At 71.4% G+C, this 15,331-nt stretch carries 14 protein-coding genes and 2 pseudogenes; 8 read left to right on the top strand and 8 right to left on the bottom strand.

Features of this window, described 5'->3' with window-relative positions:
* The first annotated feature begins 26 nt into the window (after positions 1 to 26).
* From BN1555_RS12785 to groL, 7 genes are all read left to right on the top strand, one after another.
* On the top strand, positions 27 to 962 hold the full coding sequence (locus BN1555_RS12785) for a hypothetical protein (protein ID WP_093799517.1): 936 nt from the start codon (positions 27 to 29) through the stop codon (positions 960 to 962).
* The gene (locus tag BN1555_RS12780) at positions 959 to 1,435 is read left to right on the top strand and encodes a hypothetical protein (protein ID WP_141662844.1); all 477 of its coding nucleotides are present in this window, start codon (positions 959 to 961) and stop codon (positions 1,433 to 1,435) included. Before BN1555_RS12785 ends, BN1555_RS12780 begins: the two co-directional genes overlap by 4 nt.
* A 21-nt stretch (positions 1,436 to 1,456) precedes the next feature.
* Positions 1,457 to 2,005 (top strand): NUDIX hydrolase, encoded by a 549-nt coding sequence (locus BN1555_RS12775; protein WP_141662843.1) that lies wholly within the window; start codon positions 1,457 to 1,459, stop codon positions 2,003 to 2,005.
* A gap of 101 nt (positions 2,006 to 2,106) precedes the next feature.
* Positions 2,107 to 3,030, top strand: coding sequence for a polysaccharide deacetylase family protein (locus tag BN1555_RS12770; RefSeq protein WP_093799514.1), 924 nt, complete (start codon positions 2,107 to 2,109; stop codon positions 3,028 to 3,030).
* Positions 3,027 to 3,929 (top strand): polysaccharide deacetylase family protein, encoded by a 903-nt coding sequence (locus BN1555_RS12765; RefSeq protein ID WP_093799513.1) that lies wholly within the window; start codon positions 3,027 to 3,029, stop codon positions 3,927 to 3,929. Before BN1555_RS12770 ends, BN1555_RS12765 begins: the two co-directional genes overlap by 4 nt.
* 268 nt (positions 3,930 to 4,197) lie before the next feature.
* On the top strand, positions 4,198 to 4,506 hold the full coding sequence (gene groES, locus BN1555_RS12760; RefSeq protein ID WP_028812332.1) for a co-chaperone GroES: 309 nt from the start codon (positions 4,198 to 4,200) through the stop codon (positions 4,504 to 4,506).
* A 94-nt stretch (positions 4,507 to 4,600) separates the two neighbouring features.
* Positions 4,601 to 6,232, top strand: a complete 1,632-nt coding sequence (gene groL / locus BN1555_RS12755) for a chaperonin GroEL (RefSeq protein WP_093799512.1) — start codon at positions 4,601 to 4,603, stop codon at positions 6,230 to 6,232.
* Between the two features lie 95 nt (positions 6,233 to 6,327).
* On the opposite strand, the gene BN1555_RS12750 is transcribed toward groL, so the two are convergent.
* From BN1555_RS12750 to BN1555_RS12720, 7 genes and pseudogenes are all read right to left on the bottom strand, one after another.
* Positions 6,328 to 7,023, bottom strand: a complete 696-nt coding sequence (locus BN1555_RS12750; protein ID WP_093799511.1) for an ester cyclase — start codon at positions 7,021 to 7,023, stop codon at positions 6,328 to 6,330.
* Positions 7,024 to 7,093: 70 nt separating this feature from the next.
* The gene (locus BN1555_RS12745) at positions 7,094 to 8,122 is read right to left on the bottom strand and encodes a hydroxyacid dehydrogenase (protein ID WP_093799510.1); all 1,029 of its coding nucleotides are present in this window, start codon (positions 8,120 to 8,122) and stop codon (positions 7,094 to 7,096) included.
* Positions 8,123 to 8,146: 24 nt separating this feature from the next.
* Positions 8,147 to 9,016 carry a carbohydrate ABC transporter permease gene (locus tag BN1555_RS12740; RefSeq protein ID WP_093799509.1) on the bottom strand — a complete coding sequence of 290 codons (870 nt, stop codon included), beginning with the start codon at positions 9,014 to 9,016 and terminating at the stop codon, positions 8,147 to 8,149.
* Positions 9,013 to 9,908, bottom strand: a pseudogene (locus tag BN1555_RS12735) (carbohydrate ABC transporter permease). The gene BN1555_RS12740 and the pseudogene BN1555_RS12735 overlap by 4 nt, the downstream one beginning before the upstream one ends.
* 7 nt (positions 9,909 to 9,915) lie before the next feature.
* Positions 9,916 to 11,243 (bottom strand): annotated as a pseudogene (locus BN1555_RS12730) (ABC transporter substrate-binding protein).
* Positions 11,244 to 11,343: 100 nt separating this feature from the next.
* Positions 11,344 to 12,453 (bottom strand): substrate-binding domain-containing protein, encoded by a 1,110-nt coding sequence (locus tag BN1555_RS12725; protein WP_093799508.1) that lies wholly within the window; start codon positions 12,451 to 12,453, stop codon positions 11,344 to 11,346.
* A 620-nt stretch (positions 12,454 to 13,073) separates the two neighbouring features.
* Positions 13,074 to 13,847, bottom strand: a complete 774-nt coding sequence (locus BN1555_RS12720; protein ID WP_093799507.1) for an SDR family NAD(P)-dependent oxidoreductase — start codon at positions 13,845 to 13,847, stop codon at positions 13,074 to 13,076.
* A 127-nt stretch (positions 13,848 to 13,974) separates the two neighbouring features.
* On the opposite strand from BN1555_RS12720, the gene BN1555_RS12715 reads away from it, so the two are divergent.
* Positions 13,975 to 14,871, top strand: coding sequence for a LysR family transcriptional regulator (locus BN1555_RS12715; protein WP_093799506.1), 897 nt, complete (start codon positions 13,975 to 13,977; stop codon positions 14,869 to 14,871).
* A gap of 91 nt (positions 14,872 to 14,962) precedes the next feature.
* Here the strand turns inward: BN1555_RS12715 and BN1555_RS12710 are convergent, their stop codons facing one another.
* Complete coding sequence (locus BN1555_RS12710; RefSeq protein ID WP_093799505.1) at positions 14,963 to 15,289, bottom strand: WhiB family transcriptional regulator; 327 nt, start codon at positions 15,287 to 15,289, stop codon at positions 14,963 to 14,965.
* Positions 15,290 to 15,331 lie beyond the last annotated feature (42 nt).

Here is a 15,331-nt window from a genome sequence, read left to right as displayed (position 1 = left end):
GTGGCGGGACGTACTGTCGAGGTGTCGTGGGGCAGGCGGAGATCGGGGGATCCGTGGACGCGGTACTCAGCTCGGGGTGGGACAGCGTGCGCCAGCGCGCGCTGCTCGGTGCGTACGGCACGGACGGGGTGCCGCAGGAGCGGGCCACGGCGGAGAGCCGGGTGGAGTTGCTGGGGCGGCTGCGCTGGGAGGTGATCCAGGGCGGCGTGGTCTTCCTGACCTACACCCAGCTGCTGGACGGCGCCGCGTTCGCGGTGCTGCGCCCGGCCGAGCTCCTGGACGAGCTGGCGTTACGGGCGGTCGGCGGCGGCGCGATGCTGCCCGTGCGGGTCAATTCCCGGGACGCGGACCTGGGCGCCCAGCTGCTCGCCATGCTCTCGCGCGGCTTCCTGCTGTCCTCGCTCCCGCTGAGCGGCGAGCGGTGCCGCCGGCTCCAGCACCGGCTGGCGGAGGCGGGCGGCGGCGTCGCGGTTCCCGGCGCCGACGGGCCGGTGGACGCCGTGGACCGGCTGCTGCGCGCGACCGGCGAGCTGGACCCCGCGCTGCGGCTGCGCCTCGTCGCCCGCTGGCGCGACTGGCTGGAAGCCGCCGGGCGCGGGCTGCTGGAGGTGCGTGACCTGGCCCCGGCGGACTACGCCACCGCGTACGCCGTGCAGCCGCCGCCCGCGCCCCGGGAACTGCGCAGCGATGCGGGCCGGGGGGTGCTGGAGGCGTGGACCGGCGGGGCGCTCGACGTGGGCGGGATGCCCAACCGCAGCCTGCTGTACGACCGGATCGAACCGTTGTCCAGGGCCGCGGACCGGGCCGAACACGACGACGCCGAACTGCTGCGGGAGTCCTTCGACGAGACCTACTACCGGGCCATCGCGGCGGGCGAGCGCTGCATGCTGGCGCTGGCCGCGCCCGGCGCGGGGTGCGCAGGCGGGAAGCGGCGGCGCTCACCGGGGAGATGCCGCTGGTGACGTTTCCGACGGGCTTCGAGCGGCGGCTGGGCCTGATGCCCGGGGAGGACTGGCAGCGGTTCGCCGACGACGCGGCCGACGCGCTCGGCCGCTGGTGGGAGACGCGTGATCCGGCCGCGTTGCAGGAGACAGGAGATCTGCTCGGCGGCCGTACGAAAGACCCGGGAAGCGGTGGCCCGGCCGCAGGCGGTGTTCCGGTGACGCGGATCCAGCAGGCTGTACGGACCGTGGGCGGCCGGACCGGGGAGCTGACCGCGGCGGGCGGTCTGGGCGCGGCGGCGAGCCTGGTGGCGGGCGAGGGGCTGCTGGGCGACGCCGTCTCGGGCATGGCGGGGACCATGGTTCCCGTGGTGGTGGCGGTGGTGCTGGCCGGGGGGAGAGCGGTGGGGAGGCGCTCGCTCGACGCGTACCGGGGGCGGTGCGATGTGGTGGAGTTGCCGACGACGGTGACGGCGGAGCCGGACGGACGGTGACGGTGGCCAGGGACGGTGACGGTGGACAGTGAGCCGGAGCGCGCCGGCTCGCGCAGGGTGTACGGCGACCCGGACGGCCGGTGGTGCGAGGTCTTCCTCGACACGTACCGGCTGCCCGCCGGACGGACGATGGAACTGCACCGGGTGCGGGTCGGCGCGGGCCGTACCGGGGTGGTGGTGCTGGCCCGGCGCGACGGCTGCACCCTGATGGTCCGCCAGTGGCGGCCCGCCGTCGGACGGTGGATGTGGGAGCTGCCCCGGGGCTTCGGGGAGACCGAGCCGGCCGCCGACGCGCTGCGCGAGCTCGCGGAGGAGACCGGTCTGCGGGGCGGCGCGGCCAGGGTGCTGGCCTCGGTGGACGTCGACTCCGGCCTGCTGGAGAGCGAAGTGGCGGTGGTGGAGGTGACCGTCCCCGCCGACGCCGTACTGGACGGCGGTGGTAGTGGTGACGGCGAGGTGGCGGCCGCCCGCTGGTGGTCGCGGGAGGAACTGGCCGACGGGGTCCGGTGCGGGGAGGTGCGCGACGGGTTCACGCTCGCCGCGCTGGGGGTGGCCGCGATGTACGGCTGAACGCCCCCGGCGCGCGGGGCGTCGGCCGCCCGGGGGACGGCGGGCTCTTCGCGCGGGTGTCGGCCGGGATCGGGGGACGCGCGCTGGCAGTATGCGGCGCCATGCGACTAGTGCGACAAAAGGTAAAGAGGGCCGGAAAGGGGTACGCGGCGGGGCTCGGTGTGCTGCTGGCCGCCTCCCTCGTCGCCGCCGGCTGCGCCACGCCCTCCACCGAGCCCACCGAGCCCGCCGCGCCGGCCCCCGGCCAGCAGCAGGCGCACCGCGCGGGCCCCGCGGGCTCCCTCGCCGTGTACGCCGAGCGGCTGCGGCACGCCCAGACCATGCGTGTCGCAGCCGCCAAGAAGTGGGGGCTCGCGCAGACCCCGCTCGTCGCGCCCCCGCCACCCGCCGTGAAGCCGAGGATCACCACGCGCAAGGGGTTCGAAGCCGGGCGCGGGCTGCCGCCCGTGTTCACCACCGTCCCGGTCGACGAGCGGGTCGTCTTCCTGACGATGGACGACGGCGCGGAGAAGGACCCGGAACTGCTGCGGATGATGACCGAGCTGGGCATCCCCTACAGCGCTTTCCTCAGCGACTACCTGGTGCGCGAGAATTACGGCTACTTCGAGCGCATGCAGGCGCGCGGCGTCGCCCTGCACAACCACACCCTCAACCACCCCTACATGCCCGGCCTCACCTACGCCCGGCAGAAGCGCGAGATCTGCGGCATGCAGGCCGTCATCGAGAAGCGGTTCGGCAAGCGGCCCCGGCTCTTCAGGCCGCCGTACGGCAACTACAACGCCGACACCCTGCGCGCCGCCCGCGCCTGCGGCGTGAAGGCCGTGCCGCTGTGGGCCGCCGAGGCGTTCCCCGACCGGATGGAGTGGCGGGAGTGGGACCGGGACCTGCATCCCGGCGACATCATCCTCACGCACTTCCGCGGCAGGGAGGACTGGAAGGGAACCATGCCGGACATGATCCGGCGGGTCATGAAGACGGTCACCGCCAAGGGGTACGCCGTGGCCAGGCTGGAGGACTACCTGTGAGACGTGCGCACCGGCTGCCGGCCGGGCTGCTGGCGGCCGGTGCGCTCGCGCTCACCGGATGCGCACAGTCCGTGGAACCGGTCGAGCGGCTCGGCGGGAAGGCGGTGCGCAGCGTCGCTCCGAAGGTGCGGGAGGCGCGGGAGACGGGGGCCGCGGGGGCCGAGGCCCTCCGGGCGCACGGCGGGCAGCAGCACGGCGGGCAGCCGCACGGAGGGCCGGCGCCGCGGCCCGGGGCGTACGCGTGGTGGGGGCTGCGGGAGCCGCTCCGTCCGGCGCCGGCGCCCCCGGTCCGTAAACCGGACCGGCCCTTCGTCGTGGACCGCGTACCGACCCGCGACAAGGTCGTCTTCCTCACCTTCGGCGACGGCGTCGCCGAGGACTCCGCGTTCGTGCGGCTGGTCGACGAACTGGACCTGCCGGTCAGCGTGTTCCTGACGGACAGCGCGACCTCGCCCGGACACGGCCGCTTCGACCGGCTGAGGCGGGCGGGCGGCGGCCCCGGCACGGTGCAGAACCACGGGGTCGGCCACGTCTACCTGCCCGGTCTTCCGTACGCCGGACAGCGCGCCCAGATCTGCGGCCAGCGGGACCGCCTGGAGGCCCGCTTCGGCACCGGGCCGAGGTTCTTCAGGCCGCCCCACGGCGCGTACAACAACCAGACGCTGCGGGCGGCGGGCGACTGCGGGGCCGACGCGGTGGTGCTGTGGGGGGCTTCGGTGCGAGGCGGCGACCTGCGGTACGCGCGGGGCGGCCGGCTGCGGCCGGGCGACATCGTGCTCGCGAACCCCCGGGGCCCCGGCGAGCTCAAGGGGCCGGCGCTCACGGAGACGACGGTGCGGGTGCTGCGCCGCATCCAGGAACAGGGGTTCGCGGTGGCGCGGCTGGAGGACTACCTCTGAGGAGTGCTTCGGGGACTGCCTCCGGGAGCTGCTTCCGAGGACTGCCTCCGACGCGGCCGGGCACCGGGGCGGGGACGCGCGCGGCGGCGCTGAATTGGCACTCCGCTTGACCGAGTGCTAACCGCGTCATAGTCTCGGCGTTGGCACTCTCCACCGGCGAGTGCCAATAGTAGCGACGGGCAGGTCCGGCACCCGCGACGACGGATCCACCTGGTCGCCACCCCACATCAGTTAACCCCGTGAGATCTCCGAAGGGGGAGACCGGACCGTGACGACCACCAGCTCCAAGGTTGCCATCAAGCCGCTCGAGGACCGCATTGTGGTCCAGCCGCTCGACGCCGAGCAGACCACCGCCTCTGGCCTGGTCATTCCGGACACCGCCAAGGAGAAGCCCCAGGAGGGCGTCGTCCTGGCCGTGGGCCCGGGCCGCTTCGAGAACGGCGAGCGCCTGCCGCTCGACGTATCCGTCGGCGATGTCGTGCTGTACAGCAAGTACGGCGGCACCGAGGTGAAGTACAGCGGCGAGGAGTACCTCGTCCTCTCGGCTCGCGACGTGCTCGCGATCATCGAGAAGTAACTCGCCCCAAGATTGCTTTTGATCTGCGCCCCTGGCCCCCAGCGATTGCCGGGCGGCCCGGGGCGCATTTCGTTTGAGAGGACAGAGAAGCTCCATGGCGAAGATTCTGAAGTTCGACGAGGACGCCCGTCGCGCCCTCGAGCGCGGCGTCAACAAGCTTGCCGACACGGTCAAGGTGACGATCGGCCCCAAGGGCCGCAACGTCGTCATCGACAAGAAGTTCGGCGCCCCCACCATCACCAACGACGGTGTCACGATCGCGCGTGAGGTCGAGCTCGACGACCCGTACGAGAACCTGGGCGCCCAGCTCGTGAAGGAGGTGGCGACCAAGACCAACGACATCGCGGGTGATGGCACCACCACCGCCACCGTGCTGGCCCAGGCGCTGGTCCGCGAAGGCCTGCGCAACGTCGCCGCCGGCGCTTCCCCGGCCGCCCTGAAGAAGGGCATCGACGCCGCGGTCAAGGCGGTCTCCGACGACCTCCTCGCGACGGCCCGCCCGATCGACGACAAGTCCGACATCGCCGCCGTGGCCGGGCTCTCCGCCCAGGACTCGCAGGTCGGCGAGCTCATCGCCGAGGCGATGGACAAGGTCGGCAAGGACGGTGTCATCACCGTCGAGGAGTCCAACACCTTCGGCCTGGAGCTCGACTTCACCGAAGGCATGGCCTTCGACAAGGGCTACCTCTCGCCGTACATGGTGACCGACCAGGAGCGTATGGAGGCCGTCCTCGACGACCCGTACATCCTGATCCACCAGGGCAAGATCGGCTCGATCCAGGACCTGCTGCCGCTGCTGGAGAAGGTCATCCAGGCCGGCGCCTCCAAGCCGCTGCTGATCATCGCCGAGGACGTCGAGGGCGAGGCCCTGTCGACCCTGGTCGTCAACAAGATCCGCGGCACCTTCAACGCCGTCGCGGTGAAGGCCCCCGGCTTCGGTGACCGCCGCAAGGCCATGCTCGGCGACATCGCCACCCTCACCGGTGCGACCGTCATCGCCGAAGAGGTCGGCCTCAAGCTCGACCAGGCCGGTCTGGACGTGCTGGGCACCGCCCGCCGCGTGACCGTCACCAAGGACGACACGACGATCGTCGACGGCGGCGGCAACGCCGACGAGGTCGTCGGCCGCGTCAACCAGATCAAGGCCGAGATCGAGTCCACCGACTCCGACTGGGACCGCGAGAAGCTCCAGGAGCGCCTCGCGAAGCTGGCCGGCGGCGTGTGCGTGATCAAGGTCGGCGCCGCCACCGAGGTGGAGCTGAAGGAGAAGAAGCACCGTCTGGAGGACGCCATCTCCGCGACCCGCGCCGCGGTCGAGGAGGGCATCGTCTCCGGTGGTGGCTCCGCTCTGGTGCACGCCGCCAAGGTGCTGGAGGGCGGCCTGGGCAAGACCGGCGACGAGGCCACGGGTGTCGCGGTCGTCCGCCGCGCCGTCGTCGAGCCGCTGCGCTGGATCGCCGAGAACGCCGGCCTGGAGGGCTACGTCATCACCGCCAAGGTGAGCGAGCTCGACAAGGGCCACGGCTTCAACGCCGCGACCGGCGAGTACGGCGACTTGGTCAAGGCCGGTGTCATCGACCCGGTCAAGGTCACCCGCTCCGCGCTGGAGAACGCCGCGTCCATCGCGTCGCTGCTGCTCACGACCGAGACCCTGGTCGTCGAGAAGCCGGCCGAGGAAGAGGCGGACGCCGGCCACGGCCACGGCGGCCACGGCCACAGCCACTGACGTCATACGGCGTGACGTCGTACGACGCGTGAAGGCCCCTGTTCCCACCGCTCGGCGGTGGGAACAGGGGCCTTGTCGTTCCGGGGGCCCTTCGCTCAGTGGACGGCGCCCAGCTGTCGCATCAGGCCAAGGGCGTCCATGTGCCACCAGCCTTCCTGGATCTTCCCGTCGCGGCAGCTGAAGACCGTGGTGCCGGTGATGGTGCACTTCTTGCCCGTGGGGGCGATGCCCATGAACTCACCCTTGTGGGTGCCGGTCCAGGTCCACAGCATGACCACCTCGTCGCCCTCGGCCACCTGCTTGTCGATGGTGAAGCTGAAGTCGAAGCCGTTGCGCCAGCCGGTCAGGTCGCTGCGGATGACGTCGGCCCCTACCGTGCTCTCCTCTTCCTTGATGATGTCGTGGTCCCGGTAGTCGGCCGCGAACACCTCGTCGATGGCGTCGAGGTTGCCTTCGACGGCGATCTCGGTGAAGAAGCGGTTGCAGAGGTCCTTGTTCAGCTGTTCGTCGCGGACCACATCGAGGTCGGTGAACGAGGGCATCCCGTCACAGAGCGCGACCATCTCCTGGAAGGTGCGGTCGGTCTCCGGTAGCTGGGAGTTCTTCATCGCCTCTTCGTACGACGGGAATTCGACGATCTCGACGTAGTGGTTCTTCTCGGACCGGTCGTTGCCGACGATGTTGTGCGTGGCGGTGCGCTTGCCCTTGGTCTGCTCGGCCCACCTGTCCAGCAGCCGGTTCATGTCATCTGAGCGATCGGTTGTGTAGTCGATCAACTGTACGAATTTCACGACGTCTCCCGAGCCTGCTAGTGAGGTATGAGACACATCCATTTTAGTGAGATGCGCTGTTTGCGCCGCATCAGGCGGAGTGTCCCAGGGACGCCGGGTGCACCGGGTCGGCGAAGGGCCGGCCGGCGGCGTAACGCTCCAGCTCGTCCAGCGCCTGGTCCGCCATGCGGTGGAGTTCGCCGCCCAGAGAGCCCGCGATGTGGGGGGTCAGCAGGACGTTCGGGAGGTCGTACAACGGCGAGTCCGGCGGTGGCAGTTCCGGGTCCGTCACGTCGAGTACGGCGTGCAGGCGGCCGGAGACGAGCTCCGGGAGCAACGCGCTCTCGTCGACGAGGGAGCCCCGGGCGGTGTTGATCAGGGTCGCGCCGGCGGGCATCGCGGCCAGCTGGCGGGTGCTGATCATGTGGTGGGTCGCCGGGAGCTGCGGGGCGTGGACCGAGACCACGGAACTCCGTGCGCACAGGTCGTCCAGGGAGACCGGCTCGACGCCGAGCGCGGCGGCTTCCCGCGGGGTGACGTACGGGTCGTACAGCAGGACGGCCAGATCGAAGGGGCGCAGCAGTTCGATGACGCGGCGGCCGATGCGCGAGGCGCCGATGATGCCCACGGTGCGGCGGTGGTTCCCGGCGCCGTGGAGATCCGCGCCCCAGTCGTGGTCGGCGCGCAGGACGCGGTAGCGGGCGGCGGAGTGCAGGACGCGTTTGCCGGTGAAGAGGATCGCGGCGAGCGTGTACTCGGCCACGGGCAGGGCGTTGGCCGCCGCCGCGGAGGTCACGGCGATGGAGCGGTCCCAGCAGGCCCGGGTGACGTGGTGCTTGACGGAGCCCGCCGCGTGGATGACGGCGCGCAGGTTCGGGGCGGCGTCGAGGACTTCGGCGGTGAGCGGCGTGGCGCCCCAGCAGGTGAACAGGACCTCGGCCTCGGCGAGGGCCGCCGCGACGTGCGGCGCCGGGGTGGTGAGGTCGTGCGCGACCAGGTGCGGGTCGGTGTGCGCCAGCCCGGCCAGCCGGACGCGGTGGCGGTCGGTGAACAGGCGTTCCGCGATGCCGGGGCCCATGGCGAGGAGCAGGGACGGCTGACTGTCAGTGGCGTGGTGCATGGGGGAACTCGGGCTCCTCTTGAGTCACTTGACGCTTCCGGCGGTGAGCCCGGCCTTCCAGTGCCGCTGAAGGGAGACGAAGGCGACGATCAGGGGGATGACGGCGAGGAGGGAGCCGGTGACGACGAGGGGGTAGAACTCCGGCTCACCGTGGGCGTTGCTGTTCCACGCGTACAGGCCGAGGCTCAGCGGGAAGAGCTTCCGGTCCGAGAGCATCACCAGGGGGAGGAAGAAATTGTTCCAGATGGCGGTGAACTGGAAGAGGAAGACGGTCACGAACCCCGGCATGATCATGCGCATGCCGATGGACCAGAAGGTGCGCAGCTCACCCGCTCCGTCGATACGGGCGGCTTCGAGGGCCTCGTCCGGGATGTAGCCGGCGCTGAAGACCCGGGCGAGGTAGACGCCGAAGGGGTGGACCAGTACGGGGACGAGCACGGCCCAGTAGGTGTTGACGATGCCCACCTCGCTGGCGAGCAGGTACATGGGCAGGGCGAGTGCGGTCGTAGGGACCAGCACGCCCAGCAGGACGGTGCCGAACAGCTTCTCCTTGCCCCTGAACCGGTACTTGTCGAAGGCGTAGCCCGCGGCGACGCTGATCAGCGAGCTGGCGAGGGCGCCCCCGCCCGCGTACAGCAGGCTGTTGAGGTACCAGCGGAAGTAGACGCCGTCGCCGTACGAGGCCAGGGCGGAGAGGTTCGCGCCGAGGCTGAAGTCCTCGAAGGAGAAGGCGTTTCCGGCGAGCAGTCCGCCGGTGTCCTTGGTGGCTGCGGTGACCAGCCAGACGAGGGGGAGAAGCATGTAGACCGTGGCGAGGACGAGCGCGCCGTTGACGGCGGACTTCGACAGCCAGCGGCTGGTGGTGGTGCTCGCGGTTCTGTCCGGAGAGCTCATGCCTTCTTCCCCTTCCGGCCGGTGAAGCGGGTGACCGCGAAGGAGAGCAGCGCGGCGGTGAGCGCGAGGAGGACGGAGGCGGCGGCCGCGAGTCCGTAGTCGCCCCGGTCGAAGGCCGCGGTGTACGCGTACATGTTCGGCGTCCAGGTGGAGGTGACGGACGATCCGGTGCCCTTGTCGATGATCAGCGGCTCGGTGAACAGCTGGAGCGAGCCGATGACCGTGAACAGCGCGACCATCACGACCGAGGCGCGGATCAGCGGGACCTTGACGCTGAACGCGATGCGCCAGGAGCCGGCCCCGTCCACCGTGGCCGCTTCCAGTACGGAACGGTCCACGGCCTGGAGGGCGGCGTAGAAGATCACCATGTTGTAGCCGAGCCATTCCCACAGCGCGATGTTGATGACGGAGGGGAGGGCGCCTTCGGGTGCGAAGAAGTCGAAACCGATGCCGCCGGCCTCCATCGCGTCGACGACCGGGCTGAGCTGGGCGTATAGAGGTAGACCCAGATCAGCGCGGCGATGATGCCGGGGACGGGGTGCGGCAGGAAGAGCGCGAGCTGGAAGAAGCGGCGGGCGCGGGCCAGCGTCGAGTCGAGGAGCAGGGCGAGCGCGAGGGCTCCGCCGGTCATCAGCGGGATGTGGAAGACGCAGTATCCGAGGAGTACGGCGAAGCCCTCGCGGAAGGCCGGATCACCCAGCGCGGCCGCGTAGTTGCCGAGGCCGCTGAAGACGGTCTCCGATCCGCCGAAGCCCAGCCCCGACTGCTTCTCGGTGAACAGGCTCAGCCAGACCGCGTACCCGGTCGGCACCACCATCACCAGGGTGAAGAGCACGAAGAAGGGGGCCAGCAGCATGCCGGCGGCGGCGTTGGTCCGGGTGCGGGCCTTCACGGTCGTCTCAGCCCTCTACCTTCAGGCCGCGCCTTTTCAGCTCGGAGACGGTCGCGTCGTGCCCGGCCTCGACCGCGTCGGCGATCGTCGCACCACCGCCGGCGACCTTGCCGAACCCGTCCTTGATGACGGTGTTGGTGGTGCCGGTACTGGGGCCCCACGCCCAGTCGGGGGAGATGGAGGCGCCGGCGTCCTCGAAGACCTGGTAGGTGTCCTGGCCGCCGTAGAACTTCGGGTCGAAGGCGGCCTTGGCGGCCGGGCGCAGTCCGGCGGCGGCGGGGAAGGCGCTCGACGTACCGGAGGCGATCCGGGCCTCGATGCCGTCCTCGGTGGTCGTCGTCCACTGCGCGAACTCGACGGCGGCCTCCGTCTTCCGGCTGTCCTTGGTCACCGCGAAGGTGAGCCGCCCAGCATGCCGCTGGCGGGCTCGCCGTCCCAGGACGGCATCGGGGCGACGGCCCACTTGCCGCTCTGCTCGGGCAGGATGCCCGTCAGGACGCCCGCGCCCCAGGAGGCGCCGAGGTAGCCGATGGTGGAGCCGCTCTTGAGGGAGTTGGTCCACTCCGGGCTGAAGGAGGCGTTGCTGCGGACCAGGTCGTCGTCGAGCAGCCCCTGCCAGTACGCCGATACCTTCTTGGTCGCGGCGTCGGTCGTGTCGACCTTCCAGGTGTCGTCCTCGGCCTTGAACCACTGGGCGCCGGCCTGCCAGGCCATCGCCTGGAAGGTGGTCGGGTCGTCGGGGAAGAAGGTGCCTATGCGCGCCTTCTTGTCGGCCTTCCTGACCTTCTCGGCGGCCTCACGGAACTCGTCCCAGGTCCTGGGGAGTTCGACGCCGTACTGCTCGAACAGGTCCTTGCGGTAGTAGAAGGCCTGCGGCGAGGCGTCGAGGGGAACGGCCCAGTTCCTGCCGCCGAGGGTGGTCAGCTCGACCGCCTGCGGCAGGAACTTCTTCTTCACGTCGTCGGAGAGGTGGCCGCTGATGTCCTGGACCGATCCCTGGCTGACGAACTCCGGGAGCATCGGGTACTCGACGGAGACCAGGTCGGGGGCGTTGCCCGCCTTCACGGCGTTGGAGATCTCGGCGTAGCCGCCGGCGTTGCCCGAGGGGATCTCCTCGTACTTCACCCGGATGTTCTCGTGCGAGGCGTTGAAAGCGTCGACCACCTCCTTCGAGCCCTTGGCCCAGCCCCAGAAAGTGATCGGGACGGGCTTGCCGTCACTGCCGGGGGTGGCGGACTCCTTGTCCGCACCGCTGCCGCCGCAGGCCGTGAGGACGGCGAGGGCGGTGGCGGCGCCGACTATGACGTGGGTCGTTCTGTTCCGACTGCGGCTCACGGAAGGGCTCCTGAACAGGCGGCGGGACGGGCGTTGGCCGTGATCCTTGGACCAGCGCCGACCGAAGTCAAGAGCGAAAGATTGAATGATCGAAAAAAGATCAGATCGATGAGGCTCCGCAGGACGCCCGTACGCGCAACTGCGGAAGCAGCGTCAGATGCCGCCGCGGCTCCTCCCCGCCCGCGTCCCGCCCCCGTCCCGGCCGCCCCCGCCCCAACCGCTCCACCAGCAGTCCGGCCGCCTGCCGCCCCACCTCGCGCTTGGGCGGCGCCACCGCCGTCAGCGGGGTGTCCGCCAGTGCCGCCACCTCGTCGTCGTACGCGATCAGCGCCAGGTCCTGCGGCACCCGCACGCCCAGTTCGGCCAGCCGCTGCACCACCTGGATCGCGTCCACGTCGTTGTGGATCAGCGCGGCCGTCGCCGCCCCCGAAGCCACCGCCTCCCGCAGGGCCCGTACCGCCGCCTCGAACCGGTCCGGACACACCTCCGCCGGTACGGAATCGATCACGTCCCGCGGTGGGCGCAGCCCCAGCACGCCCAGCGCGTCCGCGTACCCGGCGCGCACCGCGAGAGCCGTCGGCGAGTCGTCGCGGGCCATCAGCAGCGGCGCCCCGTGCCCCAGCTCCCTCAGGTGGCGCACCGCCAGCAGCACCCCGTGCCGGTGGTCCGAGCAGACCCGGTCGGTCCCGTCCAGCGGAGAACCCGCCGCCGGCAGGCGCTCCAGCAGCACGGCGGGCACGGGCAGCGAGGCGATCCAGTCGCCGTACGCCGCCGGGTCGCCCGGCCGCCGCCATCCCGGCGCGACCAGCAGACCCTCGGCGCCCGCCGCCAGCAGGCCCTCGGTGCGCGCGTGGTCCTCCTCCGGCCGGTAGTCGGAGATCCGCAGGATCAGCCGGGCGCCGGCCCGCGCCGCGGCCTCGTGCGCGCCCCGGATGACCTCGGCGAAGTAGTACGTCGCCGAGGGCGCCAGCATGCCGAGCACCAGCCCGCCGCCGGCGGCGCCGGTGCCGCCGCCGCTCTGCTCCTGCGGCCACGACACCGACCCGTGCACCCGGTCGAGCAGGCCGCGCCCGGCCAGCTCCTCCACGTCCCGGCGCGCGGTGACGGGGGAGACTCCCAGCCGGTCGGCGAGATCCGACACGCGGGCCGAACCCCGTTCCCGCACCAGGTCCAGCAGTCGGTCGTGACGTTCAGCAGCACTCTCGCGCACGGCGGCAGTCCCCTCGCAGTTGTGGCGCAGGCCAGAATGATCGAACGATATGAGTTTCGATCATTCAGTCGTAATCCATTGACGTCCAATCAACCCGGGTTCTGGATTCCGGCGACGCCGCAGCCCACCCGGCCGTCCACCCGGCCACCCGTCCGACCGTTCGTCCGCCCCCAGCTCTCCGAGGGAGCATCATGCCGCTCGGGAACCAGCCGAAGAGCCCGTACACCCACTGGAGCCGTGACGACCGGGAGGCGACGGCGGACCGGGTCCCGCCGGCCGTACGCCCCCACGCGTCCCCCGCCGCGCTCTGATCAACCTGCCCCGCGCCCGGCCCGGTTGGTCCGGCCCTCGCTCCGACGGCCTCGAGGGATCCGCCCGTACGTTCCTGCCCGCCGCCTTCCGGGGCGCGGGCGGCCACGCCCCGCACGGACACCTCGCCGCTACGCCGGAGGTCCCGCCGCGGGCACCGCCGAGCCCGCCCCGGCCCCCGTCGCCACCCCCGCCGACGTCCGGACCACCGGTCGCGCCATCCGGGTGACCCGGGAGAACGGATCAACTCTCCAGCTCCCCCTGCATTACCGAGCCCCGTACCACCGAGGCCAGCACTACCGGGACCCCTGCTATCGGGGCCCGTACTTCCGGCCCGTCTTCGAAGTGATCCCTCCGAGCAGGCCGCGCGGCGCCAGCTTCACCGCGCCCATCAGTGCCTTGTACCGGGGATCCGGCACCGACACCGTCTTCCCGCGCGCCAGATCGCTCATCGCGGCCGCCACCAGCTTGTCCGCGTCGAGCCACATCCAGCTGGGGATGTTGTCCGTCCCCATCCCGGCCCGCTCGTGGAATTCCGTACGCACGAACCCCGGGCACAGCGCCATCAGCCGCACCCCGCTGCCCGCCAGGTCCCGCGCCACGCCCTGCGTGAACTGCACGACCCACGCCTTGGAGGCGCCGTACGTCCCGCGCGGCACGAAGGCCGCGACCGACGCGACGTTGACGACACCGCCGCGCCCGCGCTCCTTCATCCCCGCGGTGGCCGCCGCCGTCAGCCGCAGGACCGCCTCGCAGTGCACCTTCAGCATGGTCAGCTCGTCGGCCATGGACACTTCGAGGAAGCGCCCCTTGTTGCCGAACCCGGCGTTGTTGACCAGCAGGTCCACCGGGTGTCTGCGGTCCGACAGCCGCTTCTCGACCGACGCGATCCCGGCCTCCGTCGACAGGTCGGCGGTCAGCACCTCCGCCTCGATGCCGTGCAGATCGTGCAGCTCTGTCGCCTGCTCCTGGAGCCGCTCGGTGTCGCGCGCCACCAGCACCAGGTTGTGCCCGTCCGTGGCGAGGCGCCGCGCGAAGGCGGCGCCGATGCCTGCTGTGGCCCCTGTAATCAGTGCAGTCGTCATACGCGGCACGTTAGTGCCCCGCACGCCCCGCCCGCCCGGCAGGCTTCCCGACCGCAGAGACCGGCCAGAGCTCAAAGCTGCTTGTCATTATTCCGCGATCGCTCCAAGAGTCACTTATGCTTCAAGGGTGATCGAAGCCCGTCATCTCCGTGTCCTGCGCGCCGTCGCCGCCACCGGCTCGTTCTCCGCCGCCGCGCGCGAACTCGGCTGCACACAGCCTGCCGTCAGCCAGCAGATGAAGGCCCTCGAACAGTCCGCGGGCACCCCGCTCCTCATCCGTACCGGCCGCGAGATGCGACTCACCCAGGCGGGGGAAGCCCTGGTCCGGCACGCCGCCGGCATCCTCGCCGGACTGACCGCCGCCGAGGAGGAGGTCGCCGCCATCGCGGGCCTGCGTGCCGGACGCGTACGCCTGGTGTCGTTCCCCAGCGGCAGCTCCACCCTGGTGCCCACCGCGCTGGCCGCCCTGCGCGCCGCCCACCCCGGCACCCGCGTCTCCCTGGTCGACGCGGAGCCCCCGCGCTCGGTCGAAATGCTGCGGGAGGGGGACTGCGACGTGGCGCTGGCGTTCCGTTACGGTCCCGGCGGCGCCACCGAGGACTGGGGCGACCTGGTCGTACGCCCGCTGCTCACCGACCGTCTCGTCGGTCTGGTCCCCGAGGGGCACCGGCTCGCGGAGGCCGGCCGGGTCGGCATCGGCGAGCTGGCCGACGAACCCTGGATCGCGGGCTGCCCGCGCTGCCGCAGGCAGTTGGTCGAGGTGTGCGAGAGCGCGGGCTTCGCGCCCCGGATCGATTTCGCGACCGACGACTACCCGGCCGTGATCGGCCTCGTGGGGGCCGGCCTGGGGGTCGCGGTCCTGCCCGAGCTGGCGATGGAGTCGGTACGTCCGAAGGGCGCGCGCACCGTGGCGGTGGAGCCTCCGGTGCGGCGCGAGATCGTGGCCCTCACGCTCCCGGACCTGGCCCAGGTGCCGGCGGTGGCGGCCACGCTCGATCAGCTGGCGCTGGCTGCGGCTCGCTGAGCGGGGACGGCGCGGGACGGCGTGGGACGGCGTGGCGCGGGGTGAGGGCGGGTCAGGAGCGGGAGCAGGGGGGAGGAGCAGAAACGTTCCTTCACGAGGTCGGCGTGGCAGTGGGCCCCGCCGAAGCCGAGATGAGGCGGTTGCGCGCGCGGCCCATCAGCTCTTCGCGCTCGTCCTCGGTCAGTCCGCCCCACACGCCGTAGGGCTCACGCACCGCAAGAGCGTGCGCCGCGCACTCCGCGCGCACCGGGCACCTCATGCAGACCTCCTTAGCCGAGTTCTCACGCGCACTCCGTGCCGCGCCCCGCTCCCCCTCCGGGTGGAAGAAGAGAGAGCTGTCCACCCCACGGCACGCTGCGAGCAGCTGCCAGTCCCACAGATCGGCGTTGGGTCCGGGAAGGCGGGAGAAATCTGCCATTGCTTGTCCCCTTGCATCGATGCATCGAGAGTGCTCTGGACT

The organism is Streptomyces sp. Wb2n-11, assembly GCF_001049855.1.
GTDB classification, from domain to species: domain Bacteria; phylum Actinomycetota; class Actinomycetes; order Streptomycetales; family Streptomycetaceae; genus Streptomyces; species Streptomyces altiplanensis.
This window is presented reverse-complemented; position numbering and strand designations above follow the sequence as displayed.

What these genes read in the sequence shown, in the direction of transcription:
- BN1555_RS12745 (WP_093799510.1), bottom strand. Translation starts at nt 8,122, where the DNA reads ATGCACCACGCCACTGACAGTCAGCCGTCCCTGCTCCTCGCCATGGGC.
- BN1555_RS12770 (WP_093799514.1), top strand. Translation starts at nt 2,107, where the DNA reads ATGCGACTAGTGCGACAAAAGGTAAAGAGGGCCGGAAAGGGGTACGCG.
- BN1555_RS12710 (WP_093799505.1), bottom strand. Translation starts at nt 15,289, where the DNA reads ATGGCAGATTTCTCCCGCCTTCCCGGACCCAACGCCGATCTGTGGGAC.
- BN1555_RS12740 (WP_093799509.1), bottom strand. Translation starts at nt 9,016, where the DNA reads ATGAGCTCTCCGGACAGAACCGCGAGCACCACCACCAGCCGCTGGCTG.
- groL (WP_093799512.1), top strand. Translation starts at nt 4,601, where the DNA reads ATGGCGAAGATTCTGAAGTTCGACGAGGACGCCCGTCGCGCCCTCGAG.
- BN1555_RS12720 (WP_093799507.1), bottom strand. Translation starts at nt 13,847, where the DNA reads ATGACGACTGCACTGATTACAGGGGCCACAGCAGGCATCGGCGCCGCC.